The following is a 25,703-nucleotide window of genomic DNA, read 5'->3' on the forward strand; positions in this document are numbered from 1 at the left end:
CAACGCAGCGACCTCCATTCAATCCGGTCGATAGTCATGCTGAAGAATCTCCTGATCAAGGCCCAAGCGCGCCCCGAACTGATCGTCCTGTGCCTGATGGTGCTCGTGATCGCGATGCTGATCGTGCCGCTGCCGCCATACGTGCTCGATTTCCTGATCGGCTTCAACATCGTGACGGCGCTGCTCGTGTTCATGGGCTCGTTCTACATCGTCAACATTCTCGAATTCTCGACGTTTCCGTCGATCCTGCTGATCACGACGCTGTTCCGGCTCGCGCTGTCGATCAGCACGAGCCGGATGATCCTGCTCACGGCCGACGGCGGCAAAATCATCACGACGTTCGGGCAGTTCGTGATCGGCGACAACCTCGTCGTCGGCTTCGTCGTGTTCGTGATCGTGACGATCGTGCAGTTCATCGTGATCACGAAGGGCTCGGAGCGCGTTGCCGAGGTCGCGGCCCGCTTTTCGCTCGACGCGATGCCCGGCAAGCAGATGAGCATCGACGCGGACCTGCGCGCGGGCGTCATCGACAACGAGGGCGTGAAGGCGCGCCGCTCGGCGCTCGAGCGCGAGAGCCAGCTTTACGGCTCGTTCGACGGCGCGATGAAATTCATCAAGGGCGATGCGATCGCGAGCATCATCGTGATCTTCGTGAACCTGATCGGCGGCATCTCGGTTGGCGTGATGCAGCACGGCATGTCGGTGTCCGAAGCGCTCACGACCTACACGATCCTGTCGATCGGCGACGGCCTCGTCGCGCAGATTCCGGCGCTCCTGATCGCGATCGGCGCGGGCTTCGTCGTCACCCGCGTGAGCGGCTCAGGCAGCAATCTCGGCGCGAGCATCGTCGGGGAGCTGTTCTCGAACCCGTTCGTGCTCATCGTCACGGCCGTGCTCGCGCTCGCGATCGGCCTGTTGCCGGGTTTCCCGCTAATCGTCTTCCTGCTGATCGCGCTCGCGCTCGGCGCGCTGTACGTGCGCCGCGAATGGCGCAAGCCGGGCCAGCCGGCGCGCGAGGGCGGGCTCGTCGGCAAGGTCGCGGGCGCGCTGTCGGGCGGCGGCGCGGCGAAATCCGCCGACGCCGCCGCGGACGACGTCGACATCGACAAGCTGATTCCGGAGACGGTGCCGCTGATGCTGATGGTGCCCGAGGCGGTGAAGCCGATGTTCGAGCAGGAAGGCGTGATCGACGCGTTCAGGCGGCGCGCGTTCGTCGACATGGGGCTGCGCCTGCCCGACATCCGCGTCGCGTATTCGCCGCAGATGCACCCGCGCGAGGCGATCGTGCTGATCAACGAAATCCGCGCGGCGACGTTCGCGATCTGCTTCGACCGGCACCGCGTGATCGGCTCGACGCTCGCGCTCGAAGGGCTGTCCGTCGACGTCGTGCAACTGCCGGACGGCGCGGGCGGCGACGCGTGGTGGGTGCCGGCGTCGCAGACCGACGCGCTCGCGAAGATGGACGTGCTCACGCGCCCGGCGATCGACGATCTGTACGGGCAGTTTCTCGCGGTGATGCTGAGCAACGTGTCGGAGTTCTTCGGCGTGCAGGAGGCGAAGCGCCTCCTCGACGACATGGACCGGAAGTATCCGGAGCTCATCAAGGAGAGCTACCGGCACATCTCGGTGCAGCGGATCGCCGAGGTGTTCCAGCGCCTGCTCGCCGAGAAGATCTCGATCCGCAACATGAAGCTGATTCTCGAATCGCTCGCGCAATGGGGGCCGAAGGAGAAGGACTCGATCCTGCTCGTCGAGCACGTGCGCGCGGCGCTCGCGCGCTACATATCGAACCGCTTCGCGGCGGGCGGCAAGCTGCGCGCGCTCGTGTTGTCCGCCGAGTTCGAGGACGCGGTCGGCAAGGGCGTTCGGCAGACGTCGGGCGGCGCGTATCTGAATCTGGAGCCCGCGACGAGCGAGCAGCTGCTCGATCGGCTCGCGCTCGAGCTCGCGCGCGCGGGCTTTTCGCAGCGCGACATGGTGCTGCTCGCGTCGATGGAAGTCAGGCGTTTCGTCAAGCGGCTGATCGAGAGCCGCTTTCCGGAACTGGAGGTGCTGTCGTTCGGCGAAGTGGCCGACAGCGTCGCAATCGATGTGTTGAAGACGATCTAAGGAGAGAAACGATGAATGTCGATGTTGTCATGCTCGTCAGGCAAAGCATGGAGAAGATGGGTTGCGGCAACGCGATCACGGGTGAGCTCGATGCGCACGCGCCGATCTGCATTGCTTTTCATTCGATGCCCGAAATGTTCGTCGAGCGTGAAGACGAGCACGTGACGATCTGGAGCCGGCTCGACTACTCGGGCGAGAGCCAGCTCGCGCGCTGCGCGTTCGATCTGCTCGCATACCAGATGCCGCGCGGCTCGGAAGTATTCGCGTCGCGCCGGCCGCTGCTGTCGCTCGTCGACGACGCGCTCATGCTGCACGGCCGCGTCGAGCCGCATTATCTCGCCGACGCCGACCGCTTCACCGAGGCGCTCGAGATGTTCTATGCGGACCTGTGCGCGATCAGCGAAATTCTCGCGCGATGAAGGCCGCCGGCGATCCGCTTCGGCTGCTGAGGCGGCGCGCGCATCCGCGCCGCATCCAGGGGCCGATCATCGAGGCGCCGCTGCCTGACGTCGCGATCGGCGAGCTGTGCACGATCCGCGCGGCGGCGGGCAGCGACGCGGCGATCGGTCGCGCGCAGGTGGTCGGCTTTGCGCGCGACACCGCGATTCTGAGCACGCTCGGCAGCACGGCCGGGTTGTCGCGGCAAGTCGTGCTCGTGCCGACGGGCGAGCGGATGACGATCGACGTGTCGCCGGCGATGCTTGGCGCGGTCGTCGACGCGACGGGCGGCATCGTCGAGACCTTCGGCGCGTCGCAGCCGGCGCGCGACGCGGCGTCGCGCCGCATGGCGATCGACGCCGCGCCGCCCGATTACGCGGCGCGGCGTTCGATCGACCGTCGGCTCGCGACGGGCGTGCGCGCGATCGACGGGCTGCTCACGTGCGGCGTCGGCCAGCGCTTCGGTATCTTCGCGGCCGCGGGCTGCGGCAAGACCTCGCTGATGAACATGATGATCGAGCACGCGGCGGCCGATGTGTACGTGGTCGCGCTGATCGGCGAGCGCGGCCGCGAGGTATCCGAGTTCGTCGAGCGGCTCAGGCGCTCGGGCAGCCGGGACCGGACGATCGTCGTGTACGCGACGTCGGACCGTTCGTCGGTGGACCGCTGCAACGCGGCGCTCGTCGCGACGACGATCGCCGAGTACTTCCGCGATCTCGGCTGCGACGTGATGCTGTTTCTCGACTCGATGACCCGCTACGCACGCGCGCTGCGCGATCTTGCGCTCACGACGGGTGAAGCGCCCGCGCGGCGCGGTTATCCGGCATCGGTGTTCGAGCAGTTGCCGCGCCTGCTCGAGCGGCCGGGGCGCACGGACGCGGGCAGCATCACCGCATTCTACACGGTGCTGCTCGAAAACGAAGAGGAGCCCGATCCGATCGGCGACGAGATCCGCTCGATCGTCGACGGCCACGTGTACCTGAGCCGGCAGCTCGGCGCGAAGGGGCATTTCCCGGCGATCGACGTGCTGAGGAGCGCGAGCCGTCTGTTCGACGAGATCGCCGGCGCGCCGCATCGCGCGCTTGCCAGGCGGTTCCGGCAACACCTCGCGCGCATCGACGAGATGCAGGTGTTTCTCGATCTCGGCGAATACCGCCGCGGCGAGAACCCGGAGAACGACGATGCGCTCGACAGGCGTTCCGCGCTCGACGCGTTCCTGCAGCAGGAGGTCGACGAGGCGTCGGCGTTCGACGACACGCTTGAAAGGATGCGCGAGGTCGCGTCATGAAGCGGCTCGACGGCGCGCGGCGGCTGCTCGCAGTGCTCGACCGGCGCGGCGACGTGTTGCGCCGGCAGGCGGCGCGCGAACGCGACGCGCTCGCCGGCCTCGACGCGCGGATTGCCGAGCAGCGCGCCGCGATCACGTGCCTGCGCGAGCGGCTCGCGGCGAGCGCGCCGCCGAAGCCATACGCGCGCAGCGAGCTGATGCGCGTGCGGGGCAAGCAGGCGGCGATCCGTTTCGAGATCGCATGCAAGGCGGTCGAAACCGACGATTTGCTCGAGCGCCGGCAGGCGGCCGAGCAGGCGCTGCGCGACAGCCTGGCCGCGGCGATCGCGCTTGAGCGGCGGCGAAACAAGCATCGCGACTGGCTCGCACGCCGCAGGATCGAAAACGAGCGGCTGCGCGAATCGGCCGCCGATGCGGACATCACGGAAGGAGCAGGTCATGAGTTCAACCATCAGCATTAGCGCGCCGATCGCATCGGCCGTCGAGCCCGCGCCGCGCGCGGAGCCGGCGGGCGTCGAGCGGACGACCGATTTGCAGCGCGCGTATCGCGAGCAATGCAGCAAGGCGCTCGGCAAGCGCGACAACGGGCGCGACGACGGGAGCGACTGCGACGCCGTCGACGCGGGCTGCGCGCACGCGAAGAAAAAGGCGAAGCGCAAAGGTGAGCCGCCGGTAGCGGCGGTATGGGCGTGCGTGCCGCATCAGGCGCAGGATCGGGCGATCGCGTTGCGGTTCGACGATGCGCGGCACGGCGCGGGCGCGCGTGACGCCGGCGTCAAGACGAGCGTCAAGACGGACGGGGAAGCGAGTACGGCGAGCCATGCGAAGACGAGCGTCGAGCCGCGCAGCGAGACTGCGATGCGCGATGACTCGACCGCACTCGACGCGGTTCGCGCGAAGCGCACGCGAACGCCGGGTGCTTCGATCGCCGACGCGCGTGTGTCGCGCACGGACGTCGAGACCGCAGCATCGACTGCATCTGCGCACGCAGCCCGGGCTGCGCACGGGCAATCCGACGGCGTCGCGCGCGTCACGGCGAGTGGGTCTTCGCAGCATTCCGCGATGGCGACGGCAAAGCCGGCCGCCGTCGCCGCATCGCCGGCGCCGGCGTCATCGCAGGCAACGGCTACCGTGACTGAATCGACGCCGGCCGCAACGGCGGCGCGACGTTCGGCTGCCGCCGCGTTGACCGGCGCGATGCGCGAACGCATCGCCGGCGACGATCCCGACCGTCCGGTCGACGCGTCGACCGCCGGATTCCAGCGGCCCCTGCCGCCGCAGGTGTTGATACACGCCGCCGAGCCTCCCGCTCGCGCGCACGATCCGTCACGCGCCGCGCGCCAACGCACGCAGGCCGGCGCGGCGCAAGCGGATGCGCGCGACATCCGCGAAACGCAGGGCACGCAGGTGCGCTACAGCTTCAACTCGTGGGACGGGCGGCCCGCCGTCGAACTGCGTTTCGATCCCGGCGGCGCGCCGCGCGTCGTCAATGCGCAGCCGAGCCACGAGCGCGTGCAACGCGCAATGGAGCACGGCGTCGATCGCTTGACGCCCGGATGGACCGTCGAATTCGACCGACAGCGCGCGGACGACGACGGCGGCCGTTCGCCGTGGCGTCGCGCGCGGCAGGAACCGGAGGAGGACGAGCGATGAGCGCGCGCTACCCGCTGTTGCGGCGCGTCGCGCCCGCCGAACTGCCGCTGTACCGGAGCGCGCAAACGCTGCGTGCGGCGGGCGAGTACGCGACGCTGCGCACGATCGCGCCGCCGCCTGGCTATGCAGCGCTGCGCGCGACCTGGCGAGGCGTCGAGCACGAAGGCTGGATCGACGTCGACGATCTGATGCGCCGCCGCTACCCGGCGCTCGGCGCGCTCGCGTGGCGTGCGTTCGACAAGCGGTATGCGCTCGACCTGCTGAGCGGGCAGGACGCCGCAGCCGAGCTGCCCGCGCCGCCGGGCGGCTGGGCCCACGTGCGGCTCGTCGATCTCGTCGAGCGCGAGTTGCCCGCCGAGCCGCTGCTGTGCTTCGACGCGCCGGGCCGCGCGCGCGCGCTGTTCCGCGCGTTTCCGGACGAAGCGCCCGCGACGCGCGCCGTCGCGGACGTCGGTGCGGTGCCGCTCGTAATGCGCTTCGCGATCGGCACGGCGCGCCTGCCGCTCGCACTGCTGCCCGCCGTCGCGCCGGGCGACGTGCTGCTCGTTCGCACGCCGCGCAACGTGGTCAGGATCGGCGCGCACGCGCTGTGTGAATTTTGCTGGGAAGGAGAGAACATCATGTTGAACGAACCACTGTCCGAAGACGCCATCGACGATCTGCACGACGAACGAGCGGCTGCGGAGGCGCCGCAGGACGCGCCGCCGCCGACTTTCGACATCGATGCGCTGCCCGTCACGCTGGAGTTCGTGCTGCAGGACGAGCGCGTGACGGTCGCGCAACTCGCGAGCTGCCATCCGGGCCTGGTGCTGCCGGTGCGCGGCGCGCCGGGCGAGGTGACGATTCGCGCGAATGGCCGGCCATTCGGCTGCGGCGAGCTGATCCAGGTCGGCGAGCAGCTCGCGGTCGAGGTGAAGGCGCTCTGGTTCGCGAAGCCGGCGGCACACGATGGCGAATAACGAAATCGCGCTGATCGTTCTGCTGACGGCGGCGACGCTCGTGCCGTTCGTCGTCGCGGCGGGCTCGTGCTTCATCAAGTTCTCGATCGTGCTCGTGCTCGTGCGCAACGCGCTCGGCATCCAGCAGGTGCCGTCGAATCTCGCGCTCAACAGCATCGCGCTCATCATGTCACTGTTCGTGATGATGCCCGTCGCGCAGAGCGCTTACCGATATCTGCAGCACCATCCGCTCGACGTGATGAACGGCACGTCGGTCAACGATTTCATCGACGGCGGCCTCGGCGATTACAAGCGCTATCTGACGCGCTATTCGGACCCGGAGCTCGTCCGATTCTTCGAGCGCGCGCAAGCCTCGCGCCTGAAGGGCGACGACGCGGATGCGGCGGATGCGGACGTAGCCGGCGACGAGCCCGACGGTTTCGACAACTCGCTGTTCACACTGCTGCCGGCGTACGCGCTTACCGAGATCAAGAGCGCGTTCAAGATCGGCTTCTATCTGTACCTGCCGTTCCTCGTCGTCGACATGGTGGTATCGAGCGTGCTGCTCGCGCTCGGGATGATGATGATGAGCCCGGTGACGATCTCGGTGCCGATCAAGCTGATCCTGTTCGTCGCGATGGACGGCTGGACGCTGATCAGCAAGGGCTTGATCGAGCAGTACCTGAACCTGATGAAGTAGCCGCGCCGCGGCACGTTTTTTAGGAAGACAAACGATGGCTGAACTCACGTACGCGGGCAACAAGGCGATTCTGCTCGTGATCCTGCTGTGCGCGGCGCCCGTCGCGGTCGCGACCGTCGTGGGCCTCGCGATCGGCCTGTTCCAGACGGTCACGCAACTGCAGGAGCAGACGCTGCCGTTCGGCCTGAAGATGCTCGCGGTGTTCGGCTGCCTGATGATGCTGTCCGGATGGTTCGGCGGCAAGCTGCTCGCGTTCGCGACCGAGATGCTGTCGATCGGCCTTCGCTGAGCCGCGTCACGCCGAGCGACATGATGAATGTCTCGATGGACGCGTTCTACCAGCACATCGGCGCGATCGCGATCGCGTATGCGCGGATCGCGCCGGTGTTCTATCTGCTGCCGTTCCTGAACGACCGGACAATCGTCAACGGGGTCGTGAAGAACACGATCGTGTTCGCCGTCATCCTCGGGCTGTGGCCGAGCTTCGCGCATCCGCAAGGCGGCGCGCTCTTCGGCGTCGCGCTGACGGAAGTGGCGGCGGGCCTCGTGCTCGGCGTCGCGCTGTCGCTGCCGTTCTGGGTCGCGACTGTAGTCGGCGAGCTGATCGACAACCAGCGCGGCGCGACCATCAGCGATTCGATCGATCCGGCCACGGGCGTCGAGGCATCGGCGTTCGCGCCGTTCGTGAGCTTGTTCTACGCGGCCGCGTTCCTGCAGCAGGGCGGCATGCTGACGATCGCCGGCGCACTCGAATCGAGCTATGCGACGGTGCCGACGGGCGCGCTGTTCGACGTCGATCTGCTGCGCGTCGGCGCGCTGCTGACCGATCTCGTCGCGCACGGGCTCGCGCTCGCCGCGCCCGTGCTGATCGTGATGTTCCTGACCGATGCGCTGCTCGGGCTCTTCTCGCGCTTCTGTCCGCAGGTCAACGCGTTCTCGCTGTCGCTGACGGTCAAGAGCCTCGTCGCGTTCGCCGTGTTCCATCTGTATTTCGTGTATGCGGCGCCGCACGAGCTGACGGCGCTGCTGCACGCGCATCCCTTCAGCAGCCTGGTGAAGTGAGCGATGGCTGAGAAAACCGAAAAGCCGACCGCGAAAAAGCTGCGTGACGCGGCGAAGAAAGGTCAGACGTTCAAGTCGAGGGACATCGTCGCGCTCGTCGTGATCGCGGCGGGCGCGTCGTCCGCGGCCGCGGTCGTCGATCTGACGCGCGTCGCCGCCGAATTCGTGCGGATCGCGTCGACGGGCGCGCAGCCGAATCCGGGCGCGTACGCGTTCGCGTGGGCGAAGCTGTTCCTGCGGATCGCCGCGCCGTTCGTGCTGATCTGCGCGGTCGCGGGCGCGCTGCCGTCGCTCGTGCAAAGCCGCTTCACGCTCGCGGTCGAAGCGATTCGTTTCGATCTCACGGCGCTTGATCCGGTCAAGGGGATGAAGCGGCTCTTCAGCTGGCGCTCGGTGAAGGAGGCAGTGAAAGCGCTCCTGTACGTCGCCGTGCTCGTGATCGCGGTGCGCATGTTCGCCGATCTCTACCACCACGACGTCTTCGGGCTGTTCCGCGCGCGGCCGGCGCTGCTCGGCCACATGTGGATCGTGCTGACGATCCGGCTCGTGCTGCTGTTCCTGCTGTGCGCGCTGCCCGTGCTGATCGTCGACGCCGCCGTCGAGTACTTCCTGTACCACCGCCAGCTGAAGATGGACAAGCACGAAGTGAAGCAGGAATACAAGGAGAGCGAGGGCAATCACGAGATCAAGAGCAAGCGGCGCGAGATCCATCAGGAGCTGCTGTCGGAGGAGATCAAGGCGAATGTCGAGCAGTCCGATTTCATCGTCGCGAATCCGACCCACATCGCGATCGGCATCTACGTGAATCCGGACATCGTGCCGATTCCGTTCGTCTCGGTGCGCGAGACCAACGCGCGCGCGCTCGCCGTCATTCGGCACGCCGAGGCGTGCGGCGTGCCCGTCGTGCGCAACGTCGCGCTCGCGCGCTCGATCTATCGCAACTCGCCGCGCCGCTACAGCTTCGTGAATCAAGACGACATCGACGGTGTGATGCGCGTGCTGATCTGGCTCAAGGAGGTCGAGGCGGCCAATCGCGGCGGGCCGCTGCCGCCACCCGAGACGGAGCCGGTGCCGGACGCGCCAGGCGGCGAAGATGCATCCGTCTCGACAGGCGATCGAAACGCTTGACAACCCGAAAAGACAGCTTTGTGAAATTCTCTTGAGCGAACGGCGCGTAACGTAGCAACTGTCATTCGACGGCACCGCGACGCGCGCCGACATCCATGTGACTGAAACAATCGAACGAGGTGACGGCATGACGCAACGCGACGTGAACATAGACGACATCGAAGCCGACGAGATGGCGGCGGCGCTGCTGGACGCGGTCCAGAACGGCGCGACGCTGAAGGATCTGCATCAGGTCCCACAGGACCTGATGGACGGCATCTATGCGTTCGCTTACCGCTTCTATGAGCAGGGGCGGCTCGACGACGCGGAGGTGTTCTTCCGCTTTTTGTGCATCTACGACTTCTATAACGCCGAATACGCGATGGGGCTCGCGGCGGTGTGCCAGTTGAAGAAGGAATACGCGCGGGCGATCGATCTGTACGCGCTCGCGTATTCGCTGTCGAAGGACGACTACCGGCCGATGTTCCATACCGGCCAATGTCATCTGCTGATGGGCAAGGCGCCGCTCGCGCGGCGCTGCTTCGGCATTGTCGTCGAGCGCTCGCGCGACGAGCGCCTCGCGCAGAAGGCGCAGTCCTATCTCGACGGGCTTGACGAAGTGAGGGCCGGCGCGGATGCCGCGCCGGCGTCGACCGGGAACGACCTATAGGGGTCGTGGCCCTATGTAACAGACCTTAGCCAATAGGAGCTGATCGTATGTCATCGGGAGTGCAGGGCGGATCGACCGCCAACGTGAACGCTTATCAGACCCATCCGCTGCGCGACGCGGCGAGCGCGCTCGGCACGTTGTCGCCGCAGGCGTATGTCGACGTGGTGTCGGCCGCGCAGCGCAACTTCCTTGAGCGAATGTCGCAGCTCGCCTCCGAGCAGTGCGACGCACAGCCGGTGGCGCGCGACGCGCGCCTCGACGAGAAGCCGGCGCTGGGCGCGCCGCGGGAGCGCGGCGCGTCGCAATACGATGCGGCGGACGAGAAGGCGTCGGACAACGGCAGCCGCGCGACCGGCGGGGCGAAGCTGGCCGAGTTGCTGGGCGTGCTGATGAGCATCATCAGCGCGAGCAGCCTGGAGGAGCTCAAGCAGCGCTCGAACATCTGGAACCAGATGTCGAAGGCCGCGCAGGATAGTTTGAACCGGTTGTCCGACGCGCTCCAGCGCGCGACCGATGCTGCAAAAGAGGCGACCGACGCGGCCGAGCGGGCGGCCGCCGCGGCAAAGCAGGCGGCCGCCGATGCGAAGGCCGCGGACGCGGCCGTCGGCGCCGCGCAGAAGGATTACGACGCCGGGGCCGAGCGGGGCCTGCCCGATGAAAAAATGAAGATGCTGCAAGATGCGCTCGAACAGGCAAAGCAGCAGGCCGGCGAAGCGCACAACCGCGCGGATGCACTGCAGGCGGATGCGACGAAGAAGCTCGACAAGGCGGCCGCGCTCGCGACGCAGGCGCGCGAACACGAGCAACAGGTTGACGACGCGGTGAATCGGGCCTCGCAGCAATACGGCGCGAGCGCGCCGCAGCGCGCGGCGCCGACGTTGAGCGGCGCGGCCAAGCTCACGGCCGTGCTCGGCAAGCTGCAGGAGCTGATTTCGGCGGGCAACGTGAAGGAACTCGAATCGAAGCAAAAGCTCTTCACCGAGATGCAGGCGAAGCGCGAGGCCGAACTGCAGAAGAAGTCCGACGAGTATCAGGAACAGGTGAAGAAGGCTGCGGAGATGCAGCAGACGATGGGTTGCGTCGGCAAGATCGTCGGCTGGTTGATCACCGCGGTGAGCTTCGCGGCGGCGGCGTTCACGGGCGGCGCGAGCCTCGCGCTCGCGGCGGTGGGCCTCGCGCTCGCGGTCGGCGACGAGATCGGCCGCGCGACGACGGGCGTGTCGTTCATGGACAAGCTGATGCAGCCCGTGATGGACACGATCCTGAAGCCGCTGATGGATTTCATCTCGTCACTGATCACGAAGGCGCTTGTCGCGTGCGGCGTCGATCAGCAGAAGGCCGAACTCGCCGGCGCGATCCTCGGCGCCATCATGACGGGCGTCGCGCTCATTGCCGCGGCGTTCGTCGGCGCGTCGGCGGTGAAAGCGGTCGCGTCGAAGGTGATCAACGCGGTCGCGGGCCAGTTGACGAAGCTGATGGATTCGGCGATCGGCAAGATGCTTGTGCAACTGATCGAGAAGTTCGCCCAAAAATCCGGGTTCCAGGCGCTTGGCTCGCGCACCGCGACCGCGATGACACGGATGCGCCGCGCGATCGGCGCGGAGTCGAACGAGGGGAGGATGCTGCTCGCGAACCGGTTCGAGAAGGCGGGCACCGTGATGAACGTCGGCAATCAGGTGTCGCAGGCGGCGGGCGAGATCGTCGTTGGCGTCGAGCGCGCGAAGGCGATGGGCCTGCTCGCCGACATCAAGGAGGCGATGTACGACATCAAGCTGCTCGGCGATCTGCTGAAGCAGGCGGTCGACGCCTTCGCCGAGCACAACCGTGTGCTTGCGCAACTGATGCAGCGGATGTCGGATGCAGGCCAGATGGAAACGTCGACGGGCAAGCTGATCCTGCGTAACGCCCGCGCAGTGTAATACGGGCGATCACTTTTTTTCGAAGTCGAAGAGGTGCATATGTCAATCGGTGTGCAAAACAGCGGCATCAACATCAGCAATGCGGAGCTGTCCCGGCTCGTGGACGTGGGTATGTCCGAGCAAGGCGACAAGGTGGTCCGCGACGACGGCCGCGCGCTTGTGCGCGCGGACGCGGCGCTCGCGGCCGTCGTCGGTGCACGGGTGTCGCCGCAACGCGACGCGGACGCGGGTGCGCAGCGCGTCGAGCTCGCTCAGCCGAAGCCCGCCGCGCAGACGCTCGCGATGGACCGGCAAACAGTTTCTGGGATCGAGCGCGAGCACAAGCGGCTCGCCGCGAGTCAAATGCCGGCGGTGACGGGCATGCATGACGCGCTCGTTCAGCGCCACGCATCGCTCGCCGATGCGAAGGCGAGGGGCGACGAAGCGCCGCGCGCGGCGGCGGGCGGACCGCAGCGTTACTCGTTTGCCAGCGACAAGGGGTTCGACGCGCTGCTCGCGCTCGGCATCGCGATGCAGAAGAACGTGCAATCGGAGCTCGTGATGCAGGGCAAGCTTACGATGCTCGCGCACAACGCGATGATGAGCGCGGCCGAGCAGGATCGCCGCATCGGCGCCGCGCAAATGACGGCCGCGATCACGGGCGGCGTGCTGCAGGCGACGACGTCGCTCGGCGGCGCGGTGCAGCAGATGAGGGGCTTGAATACGAAGGCGGGGTCGATCGAAAAGGAACTGAAGCCGCAGGCGGAGCTCAAGAAGTTTCATGCGGAGCAGTCGCTCGAGCTGCGCGGCGTCAACAAGCCGGTGGTGTCGAACGACGGGGCGTCGCATGTGAACGTCAAGCACGACACCGGAAAAACCACGAGCCACGAGATCAACCAAGGCGGCGATGGGGTGAGTGACGAACACACGAACCGCCTCATGAAGGAGGCAGCCAATCGTCAGCACACCATCGATATGCAAGGCGCACGTCACGAGCAGAACCAACTCAAGGCGGGTCATCAGCAGATGAAGGGCGATTTGACTCAGTCGAGCGGCCAGATCAGCAAGAACGTGATCGACGGCTCGTCGGCGCAGCAGCAGGGCGCGGACCGCGCCGAGCAGAGAATGGACGAGAGCGCGCAGCAGACCGCGATGGCGATGGCGAGCGCGCGCGACGAAGCCGCGCACCGCAGCCGAGACGCCGCGCAGAAGGCGCTCGACGCGGCGAAGAGCCAGATCGCGAACAGCAACGCGGTCGCCGCGCAGGTGGCCGGCAATCTGCGGGCCTGACGGTTCGCGTCGTGGCGGGGCGGCGTGGGGCGTCCGCCGCGCGCCGCCGCGTTTCGCGGGACGGGCGATGGCGTTTTTGTGAAAGCCGGCGCAGCCGCCCGTCTCTAAGATCGGAATTCCGATGGTGGAGCGCATGGCGACATACAAGGAACTGAAGGCGCGGGCCGACGCGTTGAGCGCGCAGGTCGAAGCGGCGCGGCAAGCCGAGCTGCAGGCCGCGATCGACGACGTGCGCGCGAAGGTGCTCGAGTACGGCATCACGGCATACGAAGTGTTCGGATACCGGAAGAAGCCAGGCGAACGCAAGCGCGGGGCGGTCAAGCCGAAGTATCGCGATCCGGTGACGGGCGCGATCTGGACCGGGCGCGGCATCGAGCCGAAATGGATCCGCGGCCGCGACCGGGACGAATTCCTGATCGAGTGAAGGCGGGCGTCGCGCATCGCGCGCCCTCGATGAATCTGATAGCACGAAGGTGACACACGATGAACATTCATGCAGACATGGGGCGCGCGCTGGCCGCGCGGGATTGGCAGGCGATCGCGGCGCTCTCGCAGACGCTGCCCGTCGACGCCGGCGCGCACGCGATGACGGACGACGATCTGCGCGCGGTGGGCGTCGATCGTCGCGTGCCGGAGCGCAAGCTCGCCGCGATGGTCGACGAATTCGCGTCGGCCAGGTTGCCTGAGCAGATCGACGGGCGTTTCGTCGAGGGCCGCAGCGCGGACCTCACGGCGTTCGACGATGCGCGCGTCGCGGTGCGCGGCCACGCGCTCGCGCAGCGCAACCTGCTCGAACGATGGGAAGCCGAGCACCTGGGCGGCGTGCTCGATGCCGGGGACGGCGCGCGCGCCGGCATCCCGCGGGACCCGATCCTTCAGGGGCTCATCGACGTGATCGGCCAGGGCAAGTCCGACATCGATGCGTACGCGAAGATCATCGAGGGGATGACGAAATATTTTCAGAGCGTCGCCGATGTGATGAGCAAGCTGCAGAACTACATCAAAGCGAAAGACGACAAGAACATGGTGATCGACGGCGACCAGATCCGGCGATTGATCCAGGATGTCATCGACAATCTTCCCCGGATGCAGTTGCCGGCGGGAGCGGACATCGCCCGCTGGCGTAAGGAGCTCGGCGACGCCGTCTCGATCAGCGACTCGGGCGTCGTGACGATCAACCCGGACAAGTTGAACAAGATGCGCGATTCGCTGCCCGGGGACGGCACTGTGTGGGATACGGCGCGCTACCAGGCTTGGAACACCGGGTTCTCCGGCCATAAGGACAACATCCAGAACGACGTCCAGACACTCGTCGAGAAATACTCGCATCAGAACTCGAGTTTCGACAATCTCGTCAAGGTGCTGAGCGGCGCGATCTCGACGCTGACGGACACCGCGAAAAGCTACCTGCAGATCTGAACGACGCCGCGCGCCCGTCTTGCCGTGCCCGCGCGCAACGATGCGCGGGCGCGAACGGTCATTGCCTCCGATCCGCGTAACCGAAAAGAGGAAATCTCACCATGCCGCCATCCATTCATCGATCTTCATCCGTCAACAGCGCGCCGGCCGCGGTCGCCGGCCGCGCGATCCGTTCTTCTAACCGGGAGCGCGAATTCTCGACCGGCGTGACGCGCGTTTCGAGCGCGCGCCGGCACAGCATGCCGGACATCGGTGCGCGGCGCGTCGGTGCGGCCGACGGTGACGCGTCCGCACTGCGGGAATCGTTCCATCGACAGCTCGACACCGTGTCGTCGCGCCCGCAGCAGCCGCCCGCGGGCGAGCCGCGCGAGGCGGGCGTACCGACCGGCGAATCGCACGGCGCGACGTCGCTCGAACAGGCGCGCGCGTATCTGGGCGAACTCGCCGGCGATCGTCGCGGCGCGCTGACGACGCTCGTCGCACGACTGAACGGCCATGATCAGCGCGCGCTCGACCATCTCGCGCTGACCGTGCACGCGCTGCACCTGACGGCCGACGACGCGCGCCATGCAGACGCGTTTGCCGGGATCGGGGATGCGCTCGCGTCGTTTTTCGCGGCCGCCGCGCGGTCGGGCGGGAAATCGGCCCCGATGTCGCGCGATCTGTGCATCGAGGACAACAAGCACTATCGGAAGCTCTGCGAGCGCGTCGGCTCCCTGCTGAGGGCCGACGGCATCGCCGACGCGATGTTCGGCCGCGCGCGCGAACGCGGCGATGCGGCGGCGGACGTGCTCGTGTCCGAGCGGCTCGGTGGACGGATGGACGGGAGCGTGCGTACGAACGGGATGTTGAACCAGCACAGCGGCAGGGCGCAGCTCAGTATGGCGGACAACGCGATGAAGTTCGCGCTCGGCGCGCGCCACGCGACGAATCTCGTTGACATGGCCGGCACCGCGCTTGCGTTGCTCGGGCGCACCGATCAATTGTTGAACGACGTTTCGCTGAAGCAGCCGGCCACCGACCCGGGCGGACCGCGCGCGCCTCGCGGCGAGCCGGCTGCGCCGCAAGGCGGGCCCGAGCCGGGCGCGGCGCCGCAACCGGCCGCGCCGGTCGTCGTCAACAACCATAACGAAAACAACGTGAACGTGAACCTCGACGGGCTCGAGAAGCTCGTCAGCGATCTCGGCAGGACGATAGGCGCGCTGCTGACGCGGATGGACGGTTTCGATCCGTCGCGCGCGCAGCGCCCGGCCGACGATGCGAACGGTCCCGTGCGCGAGCGGACGGGCGGGCACTCGACCGTCGTGAAATCGCCGGTGTCGTTCGCGCAAACGTCGAATGTCACGTCGGGCTCGCCGTCGCCCGACGTGCGCGTCGAACTGGATGGCGATCGACCAGGCAATCGGCAGGCCGGATCGCCGACCGTATTGCAAAACGGACTGCTGCAAACCGGATCGCAAACCGGATCGCCGCGTGCGCCGGTCGACGGCGCGCGTCACGATGCGCCGGCATCGGCGGCGAGCGAGCCGTCCGCCGACCGGCGCACGCCGCCGCCCGCGACCGTCGAGCGGGGCGTCGGAGCCGATGCGCCGCCGACGGGCGCGTGGCGGTACAACGACAACGACAAGAAGTGGCAAATGGACCGGGCCGATCCGATCGTCAGGACCACCGAAGGCGCGACGCGGATCGATCCGTTCAGCCGCGCTGGCGCGCGCGCGACGCCCGGAGCGGGCGATACCCGCGCGCCGCGCGATGCCGGTCAACGAAGCGTCACGGATGGGGCGAGCGACAGCGCGGGGGGCGATGCGGCGCTCCGGTCGACGGAAGGCTTCGGCCGGAACCTTCCGTTTGCCGGTTCTCGGCGCAATGCGTCCGTGTCGGGCGCCGCGTCCGAATCGTCGTCCTCGTCTTCGTCCGCGCCGGGTGCGGCGCCGGCCGCTCCGACCGTCGCGTCGACTCTTGCGTCGACCGGCGCATCGAGCGTCGCGCCCGACGACGGCGTATGGCCGCGTCCGTCCGCGCCGGCGACGCGCAGCGTCGATCCCCGGCAGATGAATCGTGCGCAACTGGAGCGTGCGGGACTTTATCCGCTCGACGACGACGATGCGCTGTCGTCGGCGCAGGCCGCGCCGACCGACGCGACCACCCGGCGCGCATGGCGGCCCGACGTCGGCTTGTCGAAGCCGAAAGCGGGCGAGCATAAGGCGAAGACGTTTCCGACCGTCGAGCCGGCCGCCAGAATCATGACGACCGAGGGCGCGACGCGCGTCGGCTGGGCCGATTCGATCGATAAAGGCGCGAAGCGATGACGGCCGACTCGTGCCCGAACGACGCCGCCGCGCTCGCGGCGGCGAAGACGTTGTTCGCCGGCATGCTGGGCGTGCCGGAAGCGGAAATCGCGCCGGAGCAGCGGCTGCTCGACGATCTGGCGATGGATTCGCTCGAATTGATCGAGCTCGCGATGGCGCTCGACGAGGGCTGGAACATCGAGCTCGATCGGGCGCGGCTCGCTGACGTCGCGACTGTAGCCGACGTCGCCGCGCTGATCGGCGCGGCCGCGGGTCCGGACGGCACGGGCGAAGCATGAGCGCGCGCCGTCCGGATGCGACACGCATGCGCACGCGCGTCACGCGCGTGGCCGCGGCGTTCGCGATCGGCATCGTGTCGGCGGGCGGCGTCGCGCATGCGGACTGCATCGACGACGCCGCGCGGCGCTACGGCGTCAACGCCGATCTGCTGCGTTCGATCGCGTATTACGAGTCGGGGCTGAATCCGCGCGCGCTGCATCGCAACAACGACGGCTCGACCGACATCGGCCTGATGCAGATCAATTCGGTGCATTTGCCGACGCTGCGCGATCAGGGAATCGACCGTTTCCATCTGTACGACGCGTCGGTCAACGCGCGCATCGGCGCGGCGCTGCTGCGCCGGCAGATCGACCGGTACGGCGACACGTGGCGCGCGGTCGGCGCGTATCACTCGCGCACGCCAGCGTTGAGCGACCGGTATGCGCGCTCGGTTTACAACATCTATGTCGCGCGGCCTTGGGTGAGGAAGGCGGCCGTGCAGCGGGGCGCGGCGCGCGCGATGCCGGCGCGTGAGCGGGGGCTCGTCATCGAGGAAGCGGCGGTTCAGTGAGACGGCGGTGGCGAGCGGCGAGTGCGTCGACACGGGCGCGCGCGTGGCCGCTTCGATGGCGGCCGGCGAGCAGGCAGTCCGATGTGTGCCCCGATGGGGGCCGCTTCGGCGTGCGACTCGTTCCGCTGCGTCGTGCATCGCTCGATGCTCGACCGGTATTCGACGAATGGGCGGTGATTGAAAGGTGACCGAACCGTGATCGAACGAGCGCCGACATGCGGGGCCGGTCCGGGCGGTGAATCGAAGTCATCGAACTCGGAGAACTCGGAGAACTCTGCGATCCGGATCATCCAGGCGGACCCGCCGGACGATCCGGACCACGCTACTTCATCACGCGGCGCCCGCCGTGTCCGCCGCTCCCTTCGCCTCGCGCGATGCCTCCTCCGCCGCGCGGCGGTACGTGGCGTCGAGCGTCTGCACCGTCTGCCGGAAGCGGGCGAGCGTGCCGGAATGCCCGGCCGGCAACGCGTTCGCGACGAGGTCGATCGCCTGCTGCCGCGCATACGACTGAAGCTCGCGATATTCCGGGCGCGCGGCCAGCTCGGCGCCCATCAGCGTATCGGCGCGCAGCCGGATCTCGGTGTAGAGCGGATTCGTGCCGGCGCCGCTCGGTGTGAACACGCCTTGCTTGTCGGCGCCGGGCAGTCCGGTTGCGCGCGCCGCGTCGCCGAGCGCCGCGACGAACGCCGGCCGCACGTTGCCCTCGCGCGTGGCGGGATCCATGCAGAACCGGTCCTTCGCTTCGCTGAAGATCGCGCAGAGCGTCGCTTCGTAGACCTGCCGGCCGAATTCCGCATCTTGCCGGATCTCGGGGGTGCGCGTGTTGGCGACCTGCCTGACCGCCTCGTCGACGAAATGCCGGATCGCCTGTTTCGGGGCGCCGGTGGGCCGATAGCTGCCGACGTAGCGAACGCCCAGCAGCTTGACCCGCGCGGGCGCGCTGTCCGGCGTGCCGCGGCGGAACAGCTGCCTGAGCGTATCGCCGATCTTGCTGAAGATGCGCTTGATCTGCTGTGCGAACGACGTGCGCTGCCGTGCTTCGCCGTGCTTGACGTGAACGTCGAACGACGCCTGATTGACACGTGTGAATCCATAGATTCTCGGGTTGTAAGTCATGTCGTGTTCTCGATTGAGTGGGACGGAATCCGGCGCGCCCGCATCCGCGTCGCGTTTCGTTCGACGACCGCGCACGCGAACAGAGCCGTCCGGATCGATTCGATTCTAGGGAGCGAGCCGCGTGGTCCGATTTCATAAATTGCTCATGTGCGGCTGCATGGGGTTCGCGCGGTGACGCGCGTCGAGGTGCGGCCATGCGCGGCGGCTCTCGGCGCTGGCGTGAACCGCGGCGGATCGTCGTGAATCCTCGTGAACCTTCGCGAACGGTCGCGGATGGCGGCAACCGCTTTCGTGGTGACGCCCAGAGACGGATCGACGCCGCGTGGGGGCGCACATGAGGAGATCGCGAGCGACGCGCATGCGGGCGCCGCCCGCGACGCTGCGCCGCTTGCCGGATGCGCCCGCATGTGCGCGGCGGCCTGAGCGGAATCTGAAAGCGGCGCCGGACGAATGTCTTCAGCATCGACGTCAATGTCGAGTTGCAGCGAAGCGCGGTCTGTCGGGCGCGCCGGCTTGCACGGCGAGCGGCGGTCCGCTCGACAGCCATGCGCGGCGGCTAGTGCGGTTGCAGCGCCGTATCGGAATGTCTCGTAGTCGATGGCAGGAACTGATGATCAATGTCGATGCATTCGTCGCGTGCGCGCGGCCCGGGGAACGTGTCGTCGTCGGCGGCGGCGCGCGCGGCCCGGCGGTATCGGTCGCGAGGCTGGGCATGAAGGAGCGGCTGTTCGCGTTTCTCGCGCACGTCCCGCTGCTCAAGCATTGCGACGCGGTGCGGCGCTATGCCGAGCAGGTTCACACGGAAAACCGTCGCGTGCTCGAAGTGTTCGTACTCGCGCTGTCGAAGCGATATGGCGCGGAAGGCGCCAAGGCGGCGTTCGACTACGGCGCGCGACGCGACGGCGCGCCGCTCGACCGGCGGCTCGTGCGCAACATGGTGTCGATCGCCGAGCACTTTCACGGAACGGGAGATGCGAAACCGCTGGCCCGGCAGATCGTGTTCCGGACATGGGAATGCAGCGGCGTCAAGCATCCGGGGCACGCGTCGCTGACGATCAAGAATCAGGTACACGCCGATGCCGGCCGGCATGTGTATGAGCATGTCAGTTGGTGGCCGAACCAGCGCTTGCGCGACAAGGGTTTCGATCGTGTCGAGCCAAAGACGCTGAGCGGATATCAGATCGACAAGCGCTCGGAGATTTCGAATGCAACGGAGCAGAGGCTTCGCCAAGGCGACGCGGCGAGGAGAAAGATCCTCGCGGACGGCTACAAATACGCGAATCAGGAAGAGCGTCACGACGCGCGTTTTTTCCCGAGAGCCGGCCAGAAACTGGACAAGGAGGCCGAATGGGGGCTGAGCGCGCGCAAGGTGTATTTCCCGGCGATCGGGTTCAACTGCGACAAGCGCGACGCAACCGGCCAGGGCGCGTTCGTGCTGTTCGGGCTGAACGAAGTGGCGATGTTGCGCGATGCGCGAACCGTGAAGGCGGCGGCGTCGACGGGCGCGCTCAAGTACCAGATGATCAGCACGGCGGAAAACTGCGCGTCGATCGCGCTGCGCGTGCTGCGCTCCGGCGGCGCCGAGCACTTCGTGTCGTATACGGCCGCATGGTTCTCGGAGGACCCGAATCGCGCTCATGCATACGCGCAGGCCGTGCAGGCGAGGATCGACACGTTGAACCGGCTGCGTACCGATATCGCGCGCTACTGCGAGCGGCTGGGCGGCAGCGCATCGGTGCAACAGGCATGGCGTGCGTTTTCGAAGGCCGGCGAGACATCGGCCGGCCAAGCCGCGCGGGACGCGCTCGCGCCCGAAGCCGAGCGCGGCCACGCTGCGCACGCAAACGCGCACGCGCCGCGGCAAGCGCGGCCCGACGATCACACGCGCGAAGTCGACCGGATCGGCGCGTACTTCGCCGCGCTGTCCGCCGGGCGATCCAGCAAGCATCGCGATCGTGCGGACGCGGATCTTGCCGATGCGATGAAGCGCTGCGCGCCGTCGCCTCGCGACGATGTCGCGACGCTGACGCGCAAGGCGCGCGTGTTCGTCGAGACGCTCGGCCGGCATCTCGGCGCGCCGCCGCCGGACGTCCCATCCGCGCTGCGGATGTTGACCGCGCACGCGATGATCGGCCAGATCGAGGCGTTCATGGCGATCGCAATCGCCGCCTGAAGGTCACGTGAAGCGCGCGCCGCCGCCCTTCGGACAGCGGCGCGCATCGATCGAATCGCATGATTCAGACGGAGAACCTCGAACGATGAATACGCATACCGAATGGTTGAACGGACTGAGCGAAGCGGCGGGCGTGCCGCTCGACTTCGATGAGCATGGGCAGTGTTTCCTGCTGCTCGACACGCAACTGATGATCTCGATTCGCGACCGGCCCGATGCGCTCGTGCTGTACGGAATGGTCGGCGAATTCCCGGCGCATGCGCCGGCGGAACTCTGGAAACGGATGCTCGCCGTCAATCTCGACTTGTCGGAAACGGGCGGCGGTAGTCTCGGCCTCGACGAGGACACGGCAGCCGTGATGCTGATCGGGCGCGTCGCGACGGCGAATCTCGGCGTACACGAATTCGTCGAGGCGTTCGACGCGTTCGCGTCGCGCCTCGAACGCCTGATCGACACGTTCGAGCGGATGGGCGTCTGCGACGCCGGCGCGCGGGACCGTCCGGCGGAGCCGCGCGCGGCCCGCGCGCTGCGCGGCTGAATCAATGCGAGGGGACGGCGCGCGGGCGCGCCGCGCGGCTCGTTCGCTCGCCGCCGCGATCGCCGGACGACGAGCGAATGAAACGAACGCAACGGACCTGAAATTTTCCGGTGATGTGCGCACGCTACCGTGACGGGCATGCGTGGGCATGGCGGACGGCACATGCGCCGCTCGGGCGTACGGGACAGGATGCATCGGAGCAACAAAGGGGGCGATTATGGTCGTAGAGAGAAAATGTGAAAGAGTACTTGTCGTCGACAGTCATCCGGTCGTGCGCGACGGCATCGAGGGCGTGCTCGGCAAGGCGTATGCGGGAATCGACGTGCGCGGCGCGATCGACATGGCCGAGGCGAGCGATCTGTGCGGTCGCGACCGCCCGGATCTCGTGCTGATGGACGTGATGCTGCCGGGCGACGATCCGCTGCCGGCGATGGGCGAGATCCTGCGCACGTATCCGGACATGCGGTTCGTCGTCTTCACCGCGCTCGGCTCGGAGGCGCGCGCGGCGGATGCGATCCGCTTCGGCGCGTCCGGCTATCTGCTGAAGTGGTGCAGCCCGGACGGCATCGTGCAGGCGGTCCGGCGCGTGATGGCGGGGCGCGTTCACATCGATCCGTCGCTCGACGAGGCGCGGGTCGCGTCGGCGGCCGGCGGCCGCACGCTTGCGCCGCCCGTCGACAAGCTGACGCGGCGCGAGAAGCAGATACTGAAGTTGATCGCCGACGGGATGCGCAATCGCGAGATCGCGTCGCTGCTCAACATCAGCCAGAAGACGGTCGATTGCCATAGGCAGCGGCTGATGCAGAAGCTCGGCGCGCGCAATGTCGCGAACGTGATCCATTGGGCGTATCGATACGGATATGCGAATGCGTGCGCACCGCTGATGTAGCGCGTGGCAGGCGCGAGTTCGCGTTCTATCGCGCGTACGCAGGACATCCTGGCGGATTGGCGCGCGGCCCGCGCGCTGCGCGGTGAATCAGCGCGCAGCGATCGCCGGCGTCGTTCGCGCTTGCGCCTCGCGCTGTTCGTGTGATGAAGCAGGCGACGTCCGCCTCGCAGCCAGCTGAGCGATTCGTGAAAGTGCAGGGCCGATCTGCGGCGGAGAATGAACGCTCGCCAATGTTCAGGACAAGGAAATAGATCATGAAGTCAATCACGCAGCCAATCACGCATCCGAATGACGCACTCCAGCGGTCGCTGGAGCGCCGCCTCGCGCCTTCGAACGATCGACACGTCTCGGTCAAAGAACATGCGAAACGGAACGGCGACGAGCAACCTTTGACGATGAGGCGCGAAATCAAGGTCATCAGAATGGATGTGCTCAGGGAGATCCGCTTTAACAGCGTTATCAGCGCGCCAGTGTTGCGTGCGAAACAAAATCGGATTGCCGCGAACGTTTGCGTGGTCCGCAAGAAGCTCGACGGGAAAGGGCAGTTCGGCAAGATGCTCGAAAAGCTCAAATCCGTCGTGGATCGTGGCGTGTATTCCGAACTGCGCAAGCTGAGAAAACTCGATGAGTTGATCAATCGGCACAAAGGCGATCGGCCCGAGGATCTAAAGTACAAGGTCTTGCCTCAGCGCACGCAGCGTCCGACGCCCTGAACGCGCGCCGCGTCCCGCGCTGCGCGGCCGGACAGATGGCTCGCGTCGGGACGGATGCGCATGCGGGCCGGCGGCGCGGCGGAGCGGACGGCGGATGTCGCGCAAGCCTGCCACCATGTGGCGGAAACGCGGCCGGGCTCGTCGGGCATCTCGATGGACCGCATGCCGCTCACGCAGCACAGCGCACGACGCATATCGTGCGATGCACGTAGCGGGTTCCACATTTGCGTTGCATGACACGCGACCCACACCGCGCGACACATGCAACGCAATGCGACACGCACGGCGCCTCTTATTTCATTGACCTTCACCATGGCGAAGATGCACGCGCTCGGCAGCAGCACGCTGCTGCAGTTCTTTTCCACCGACGATATGCCGCTCGCGCGCGGAACGGCTTTCTGGGGCGCACACGTGTTCCACTGCGAGGAAGTGCGCGCGAAACAGGTGCGGGCGTTTCATGGGAATGGCTTTCTGTGCCGCTGCGAGCGTGGCCGGTTCGTTCGTTTTCGCGGCGCGTCGGTCGACGCGCGGATCACGGAAGCGTGGCTGAGCGCCGCAACGACCGATGCGTATATGACGATCTGCGCGCTGCACGCGGGCGAATGCGCGGTCGACGCGCCAGGCTCGCCGGACGTGCGCTTTCGCGCGAACGAGCTGTTCGTGCTCGACAGCGGCCGTCCGATGCGCGTGCACTGGCACGAGCCGTGTTTCAGCTCGCTCAGTTTGCCGCGTTCTTCGGTGGGGCAGACGCTCGGCCAAACGGCGATGGATGCGTCGCCACCCGCGGTTTCGCTGCAAAGGGGCGGGCTCGCGCCGTTTCTCGCGGCCGATCTGGCGCTCATCGGTGGCCACGGCCCGGCGCTGTCGTCCGACGAACTCGATTACGTGCTTGCGCGCACGGCCGACCTCGGCCGCACGCTGCTGCAGGCGGCGCTGTCGGCGCGGACACCGCTCGCCGCGCCTGCGCGCGGTGACCGTCTGCAGGCCGCGTACAGCTACATCGGCCAGCATCTCCATTTGCAGACCTTGACGCCCGACCGGATCGCCGACGCGATCCATTGCTCGCGCACACAGCTTTATCGTTTGTTCCGCCACGAACCGCAGACGGTGAAGGCGGCGATTCGCGACGCAAGGTTGAACCGCAGTGTCGGCTACCTCGAGCAAGCGGGGCTCACGCTCAGCATCGGCGAGATCGCGCACGCGTGTGGTTTCCCCGATCAGTCGACATTCGGCAAGCTGTTTCGCCAGCGCTTCGGCAAGACGCCCGGCGAAGTGCGGCGCGCGGCGCGGGAACGCCGCAGCCAAACCGCGTCGCTCGACGCCGCGGACGGCGTCGACGCGCTGCGCGCACCGACCGATCAGCGATAGATCGCGAACTCGATCGCCAAGGCGTTTTGGTGGTTATGAGCTGGCAGGGCGGACAACTGCTGCTCCGTGACTTCGGTTACAAGGCCGTCGTCGACGCGGTACCAGATCGAATCCCGCTTCACATAGGCGATGTAATGGCCGCCCGTGCTGTAGTCGAACGCGACGAGGCGGTCATGGTTCGGCAGCGCCGCGTAGCTGAGCGGCATGCCGGTCAGACGGAACGCCTTTGCTGTCGGCGGCGCGTAGCGTATTGCGTCGGCGTCATCTGCCTGATACAGCGGCATCTGCAGCGCCGCCAATACATCTGATGTGTATCCCGGACCGTTGCCGTTAAACGACGGCAGCGCGCGCAGCGCGGCGACGGCTGCTCGCCACCGTTCGTCTAGTTCGCTGGCTGTCGCGGCGTCATAACGGTCGAGCAGCGCGCGAACGTCGGAATCGACGGCGGCATTCGACAGGATGTCGTCGAGTGCTGTCGAATGGACGGCCAACTGCAGCGCCGCATTGATGAAGCACGTGTTGCCGAGGTTCGACAAACCGCGCGGCGGTGTGGTCGGCGCAGTGTCGAAGCTGGCCGTCATGCGGTGCGCCGACCGCTCTCCCGTCACGCTCTCGATCCCGGTCGGCAGTACGATTTCGTAACGGCTGTTCGAATTGAGCGGCACGAGTGGCGCGAAAGTGAGCCGGCGATCGCTCAGCCACGACAACGGGCCGATGGCAACGCTCGCGCGATTTCCGTCGTGTAGCGCGATGTTGCTGACCGAGCGCGGCTCGATCGCACGATCGAATTCGAGCACGATCGTTGGACGGCGCAATGCCGCGTGCGTCGGCGCGACGCCGGCGGATACGACAGCGGGCGGTGTTGTTGGCGTCGCGGGTGCGGCGGGCGCATTCGGCTGCGGCGCCGTTGGTTGCGCCGGATACGAGAGTTGCACGGTCGGCGGCGCGAGCGCGCTCGTGGCGGCCTGGTTCGAATCGTCGCCTCCGCCGCATCCGGCGAACGACGCGACGGCTAGCGCGATCGCCGCGCTGACGCCGTACGGGCGACGGCGCGTCGTGGCCGAGCCGGTACGGGGCGAGCGGACGAGATGATGCGCCGAACGCGGCGCGTTGGGATGGTCAGGGTGTGTCGAAGTGCGTTTCATCATGACAAGATCGAAGTAGGACATGAACGGGTTCGATGAATAAGCGGCGCT

At 67.3% G+C, this 25,703-nt stretch carries 25 protein-coding genes; 23 read left to right on the forward strand and 2 right to left on the reverse strand.

All coding sequences use genetic code 11. From position 1 onward, the window contains the following. The first annotated feature begins 36 nt into the window (after window positions 1–36). The 18 genes from bsaQ (at window position 37) to BG90_RS23975 (ending at window position 17,710) form a co-directional block, all read left to right on the forward strand. Window positions 37–2,109 (forward strand): SctV family type III secretion system export apparatus subunit BsaQ, encoded by a 2,073-nt coding sequence (gene bsaQ, locus BG90_RS23890; RefSeq protein WP_010119543.1) that lies wholly within the window; start codon window positions 37–39, stop codon window positions 2,107–2,109. A gap of 11 nt (window positions 2,110–2,120) precedes the next feature. After that, entirely contained in the window at window positions 2,121–2,528 is a 408-nt protein-coding gene (locus BG90_RS23895) for an InvB/SpaK family type III secretion system chaperone (protein ID WP_010109506.1), read from the forward strand. Further along, complete coding sequence (gene bsaS, locus BG90_RS23900) at window positions 2,525–3,835, forward strand: SctN family type III secretion system ATPase BsaS (RefSeq protein WP_010119542.1); 1,311 nt, start codon at window positions 2,525–2,527, stop codon at window positions 3,833–3,835. Before BG90_RS23895 ends, bsaS begins: the two co-directional genes overlap by 4 nt. Beyond that, window positions 3,832–4,296: a hypothetical protein gene (locus tag BG90_RS23905; protein ID WP_010119541.1), complete on the forward strand. Its 465-nt coding sequence runs from the start codon at window positions 3,832–3,834 to the stop codon at window positions 4,294–4,296. The genes bsaS and BG90_RS23905 overlap by 4 nt, the downstream gene beginning before the upstream one ends. Next, complete coding sequence (locus tag BG90_RS23910; RefSeq protein ID WP_010119540.1) at window positions 4,274–5,488, forward strand: SpaN/EivJ family type III secretion system needle length determinant; 1,215 nt, start codon at window positions 4,274–4,276, stop codon at window positions 5,486–5,488. Before BG90_RS23905 ends, BG90_RS23910 begins: the two co-directional genes overlap by 23 nt. Next, window positions 5,485–6,447: a type III secretion system cytoplasmic ring protein SctQ gene (gene sctQ, locus BG90_RS23915; protein WP_010119539.1), complete on the forward strand. Its 963-nt coding sequence runs from the start codon at window positions 5,485–5,487 to the stop codon at window positions 6,445–6,447. The genes BG90_RS23910 and sctQ overlap by 4 nt, the downstream gene beginning before the upstream one ends. After that, window positions 6,437–7,126, forward strand: a complete 690-nt coding sequence (gene spaP, locus BG90_RS23920) for a SctR family type III secretion system export apparatus subunit SpaP (protein ID WP_010119538.1) — start codon at window positions 6,437–6,439, stop codon at window positions 7,124–7,126. The genes sctQ and spaP overlap by 11 nt, the downstream gene beginning before the upstream one ends. Window positions 7,127–7,160: 34 nt before the next feature. Then, window positions 7,161–7,415: a SctS family type III secretion system export apparatus subunit BsaX gene (gene bsaX / locus BG90_RS23925; RefSeq protein ID WP_010109500.1), complete on the forward strand. Its 255-nt coding sequence runs from the start codon at window positions 7,161–7,163 to the stop codon at window positions 7,413–7,415. A gap of 23 nt (window positions 7,416–7,438) precedes the next feature. Continuing rightward, window positions 7,439–8,188, forward strand: a complete 750-nt coding sequence (sctT, locus tag BG90_RS23930) for a type III secretion system export apparatus subunit SctT (protein WP_081464304.1) — start codon at window positions 7,439–7,441, stop codon at window positions 8,186–8,188. A gap of 3 nt (window positions 8,189–8,191) precedes the next feature. Next, window positions 8,192–9,316, forward strand: coding sequence for an EscU/YscU/HrcU family type III secretion system export apparatus switch protein (locus tag BG90_RS23935; protein WP_010119536.1), 1,125 nt, complete (start codon window positions 8,192–8,194; stop codon window positions 9,314–9,316). 127 nt (window positions 9,317–9,443) lie between these two features. Continuing rightward, a complete protein-coding gene (gene bicA / locus BG90_RS23940; RefSeq protein WP_010109496.1) occupies window positions 9,444–9,965 on the forward strand; it encodes a SycD/LcrH family type III secretion system chaperone BicA in 522 nt (173 codons plus the stop codon). A gap of 47 nt (window positions 9,966–10,012) precedes the next feature. Beyond that, window positions 10,013–11,884 carry a type III secretion system translocon subunit BipB gene (gene bipB, locus BG90_RS23945; protein ID WP_025990303.1) on the forward strand — a complete coding sequence of 624 codons (1,872 nt, stop codon included), beginning with the start codon at window positions 10,013–10,015 and terminating at the stop codon, window positions 11,882–11,884. A 39-nt stretch (window positions 11,885–11,923) separates the two neighbouring features. Beyond that, window positions 11,924–13,153, forward strand: coding sequence for an IpaC/SipC family type III secretion system effector (locus tag BG90_RS23950; protein ID WP_025990302.1), 1,230 nt, complete (start codon window positions 11,924–11,926; stop codon window positions 13,151–13,153). Window positions 13,154–13,286: 133 nt separating this feature from the next. Then, the gene (locus tag BG90_RS23955) at window positions 13,287–13,577 is read left to right on the forward strand and encodes an H-NS histone family protein (RefSeq protein WP_010109493.1); all 291 of its coding nucleotides are present in this window, start codon (window positions 13,287–13,289) and stop codon (window positions 13,575–13,577) included. A 59-nt stretch (window positions 13,578–13,636) separates the two neighbouring features. Further along, entirely contained in the window at window positions 13,637–14,572 is a 936-nt protein-coding gene (gene sctA / locus BG90_RS23960; protein ID WP_010119528.1) for a type III secretion system needle tip protein SctA, read from the forward strand. Between the two features lie 101 nt (window positions 14,573–14,673). After that, window positions 14,674–16,881 carry a hypothetical protein gene (locus tag BG90_RS36250; protein WP_025990301.1) on the forward strand — a complete coding sequence of 736 codons (2,208 nt, stop codon included), beginning with the start codon at window positions 14,674–14,676 and terminating at the stop codon, window positions 16,879–16,881. Next, on the forward strand, window positions 16,878–17,159 hold the full coding sequence (gene bapB, locus BG90_RS23970) for a T3SS-associated acyl carrier protein BapB (protein ID WP_010109488.1): 282 nt from the start codon (window positions 16,878–16,880) through the stop codon (window positions 17,157–17,159). The genes BG90_RS36250 and bapB overlap by 4 nt, the downstream gene beginning before the upstream one ends. Then, a complete protein-coding gene (locus BG90_RS23975; RefSeq protein WP_010119523.1) occupies window positions 17,156–17,710 on the forward strand; it encodes a lytic transglycosylase domain-containing protein in 555 nt (184 codons plus the stop codon). Before bapB ends, BG90_RS23975 begins: the two co-directional genes overlap by 4 nt. Window positions 17,711–18,040: 330 nt before the next feature. On the opposite strand, the gene BG90_RS23980 is transcribed toward BG90_RS23975, so the two are convergent. After that, window positions 18,041–18,826, reverse strand: a complete 786-nt coding sequence (locus BG90_RS23980; protein ID WP_010119521.1) for a type III secretion system protein — start codon at window positions 18,824–18,826, stop codon at window positions 18,041–18,043. Between the two features lie 610 nt (window positions 18,827–19,436). On the opposite strand from BG90_RS23980, the gene bopA reads away from it, so the two are divergent. From bopA to BG90_RS24005, 5 genes are all read left to right on the forward strand, one after another. Then, a complete protein-coding gene (bopA, locus tag BG90_RS23985) occupies window positions 19,437–20,999 on the forward strand; it encodes an autophagy evasion T3SS effector BopA (protein WP_010119519.1) in 1,563 nt (520 codons plus the stop codon). Between the two features lie 85 nt (window positions 21,000–21,084). Further along, a complete protein-coding gene (gene sicP / locus BG90_RS23990; RefSeq protein ID WP_045568417.1) occupies window positions 21,085–21,537 on the forward strand; it encodes a chaperone SicP in 453 nt (150 codons plus the stop codon). A gap of 217 nt (window positions 21,538–21,754) precedes the next feature. Continuing rightward, window positions 21,755–22,426 (forward strand): LuxR C-terminal-related transcriptional regulator, encoded by a 672-nt coding sequence (locus BG90_RS23995; RefSeq protein ID WP_025990300.1) that lies wholly within the window; start codon window positions 21,755–21,757, stop codon window positions 22,424–22,426. 254 nt (window positions 22,427–22,680) lie between these two features. Continuing rightward, a complete protein-coding gene (locus BG90_RS24000) occupies window positions 22,681–23,139 on the forward strand; it encodes a hypothetical protein (RefSeq protein ID WP_010119506.1) in 459 nt (152 codons plus the stop codon). Window positions 23,140–23,451: 312 nt separating this feature from the next. After that, on the forward strand, window positions 23,452–24,507 hold the full coding sequence (locus tag BG90_RS24005) for an AraC family transcriptional regulator (protein WP_010109477.1): 1,056 nt from the start codon (window positions 23,452–23,454) through the stop codon (window positions 24,505–24,507). Here the strand turns inward: BG90_RS24005 and BG90_RS24010 are convergent. Next, the gene (locus BG90_RS24010) at window positions 24,498–25,676 is read right to left on the reverse strand and encodes an Ig-like domain-containing protein (protein ID WP_010119502.1); all 1,179 of its coding nucleotides are present in this window, start codon (window positions 25,674–25,676) and stop codon (window positions 24,498–24,500) included. The two genes, BG90_RS24005 and BG90_RS24010, sit on opposite strands and share 10 nt — an antisense overlap. Window positions 25,677–25,703: the final 27 nt, after the last annotated feature.

Source organism: Burkholderia oklahomensis C6786, assembly GCF_000959365.1.
Taxonomy (GTDB): Bacteria; Pseudomonadota; Gammaproteobacteria; order Burkholderiales; family Burkholderiaceae; genus Burkholderia; species Burkholderia oklahomensis.

Coding starts and splice junctions, on each gene's coding strand:
- BG90_RS23895 (WP_010109506.1), top strand. CDS start 2,121: ATGAATGTCGATGTTGTCATGCTCGTCAGGCAAAGCATGGAGAAGATG.
- BG90_RS23980 (WP_010119521.1), bottom strand. CDS start 18,826: ATGACTTACAACCCGAGAATCTATGGATTCACACGTGTCAATCAGGCG.
- BG90_RS23905 (WP_010119541.1), top strand. CDS start 3,832: ATGAAGCGGCTCGACGGCGCGCGGCGGCTGCTCGCAGTGCTCGACCGG.
- BG90_RS24005 (WP_010109477.1), top strand. CDS start 23,452: ATGGCGAAGATGCACGCGCTCGGCAGCAGCACGCTGCTGCAGTTCTTT.
- sctA (WP_010119528.1), top strand. CDS start 13,637: ATGAACATTCATGCAGACATGGGGCGCGCGCTGGCCGCGCGGGATTGG.
- sctQ (WP_010119539.1), top strand. CDS start 5,485: ATGAGCGCGCGCTACCCGCTGTTGCGGCGCGTCGCGCCCGCCGAACTG.
- spaP (WP_010119538.1), top strand. CDS start 6,437: ATGGCGAATAACGAAATCGCGCTGATCGTTCTGCTGACGGCGGCGACG.
- BG90_RS23910 (WP_010119540.1), top strand. CDS start 4,274: ATGAGTTCAACCATCAGCATTAGCGCGCCGATCGCATCGGCCGTCGAG.
- bsaX (WP_010109500.1), top strand. CDS start 7,161: ATGGCTGAACTCACGTACGCGGGCAACAAGGCGATTCTGCTCGTGATC.
- BG90_RS36250 (WP_025990301.1), top strand. CDS start 14,674: ATGCCGCCATCCATTCATCGATCTTCATCCGTCAACAGCGCGCCGGCC.
- bopA (WP_010119519.1), top strand. CDS start 19,437: ATGATCAATGTCGATGCATTCGTCGCGTGCGCGCGGCCCGGGGAACGT.
- BG90_RS23950 (WP_025990302.1), top strand. CDS start 11,924: ATGTCAATCGGTGTGCAAAACAGCGGCATCAACATCAGCAATGCGGAG.
- bsaQ (WP_010119543.1), top strand. CDS start 37: ATGCTGAAGAATCTCCTGATCAAGGCCCAAGCGCGCCCCGAACTGATC.
- BG90_RS23935 (WP_010119536.1), top strand. CDS start 8,192: ATGGCTGAGAAAACCGAAAAGCCGACCGCGAAAAAGCTGCGTGACGCG.
- bipB (WP_025990303.1), top strand. CDS start 10,013: ATGTCATCGGGAGTGCAGGGCGGATCGACCGCCAACGTGAACGCTTAT.
- BG90_RS24010 (WP_010119502.1), bottom strand. CDS start 25,676: ATGTCCTACTTCGATCTTGTCATGATGAAACGCACTTCGACACACCCT.
- BG90_RS23995 (WP_025990300.1), top strand. CDS start 21,755: ATGGTCGTAGAGAGAAAATGTGAAAGAGTACTTGTCGTCGACAGTCAT.
- bapB (WP_010109488.1), top strand. CDS start 16,878: ATGACGGCCGACTCGTGCCCGAACGACGCCGCCGCGCTCGCGGCGGCG.
- bsaS (WP_010119542.1), top strand. CDS start 2,525: ATGAAGGCCGCCGGCGATCCGCTTCGGCTGCTGAGGCGGCGCGCGCAT.
- BG90_RS24000 (WP_010119506.1), top strand. CDS start 22,681: ATGAAGTCAATCACGCAGCCAATCACGCATCCGAATGACGCACTCCAG.
- BG90_RS23975 (WP_010119523.1), top strand. CDS start 17,156: ATGAGCGCGCGCCGTCCGGATGCGACACGCATGCGCACGCGCGTCACG.
- sctT (WP_081464304.1), top strand. CDS start 7,439: ATGAATGTCTCGATGGACGCGTTCTACCAGCACATCGGCGCGATCGCG.
- bicA (WP_010109496.1), top strand. CDS start 9,444: ATGACGCAACGCGACGTGAACATAGACGACATCGAAGCCGACGAGATG.
- BG90_RS23955 (WP_010109493.1), top strand. CDS start 13,287: ATGGCGACATACAAGGAACTGAAGGCGCGGGCCGACGCGTTGAGCGCG.
- sicP (WP_045568417.1), top strand. CDS start 21,085: ATGAATACGCATACCGAATGGTTGAACGGACTGAGCGAAGCGGCGGGC.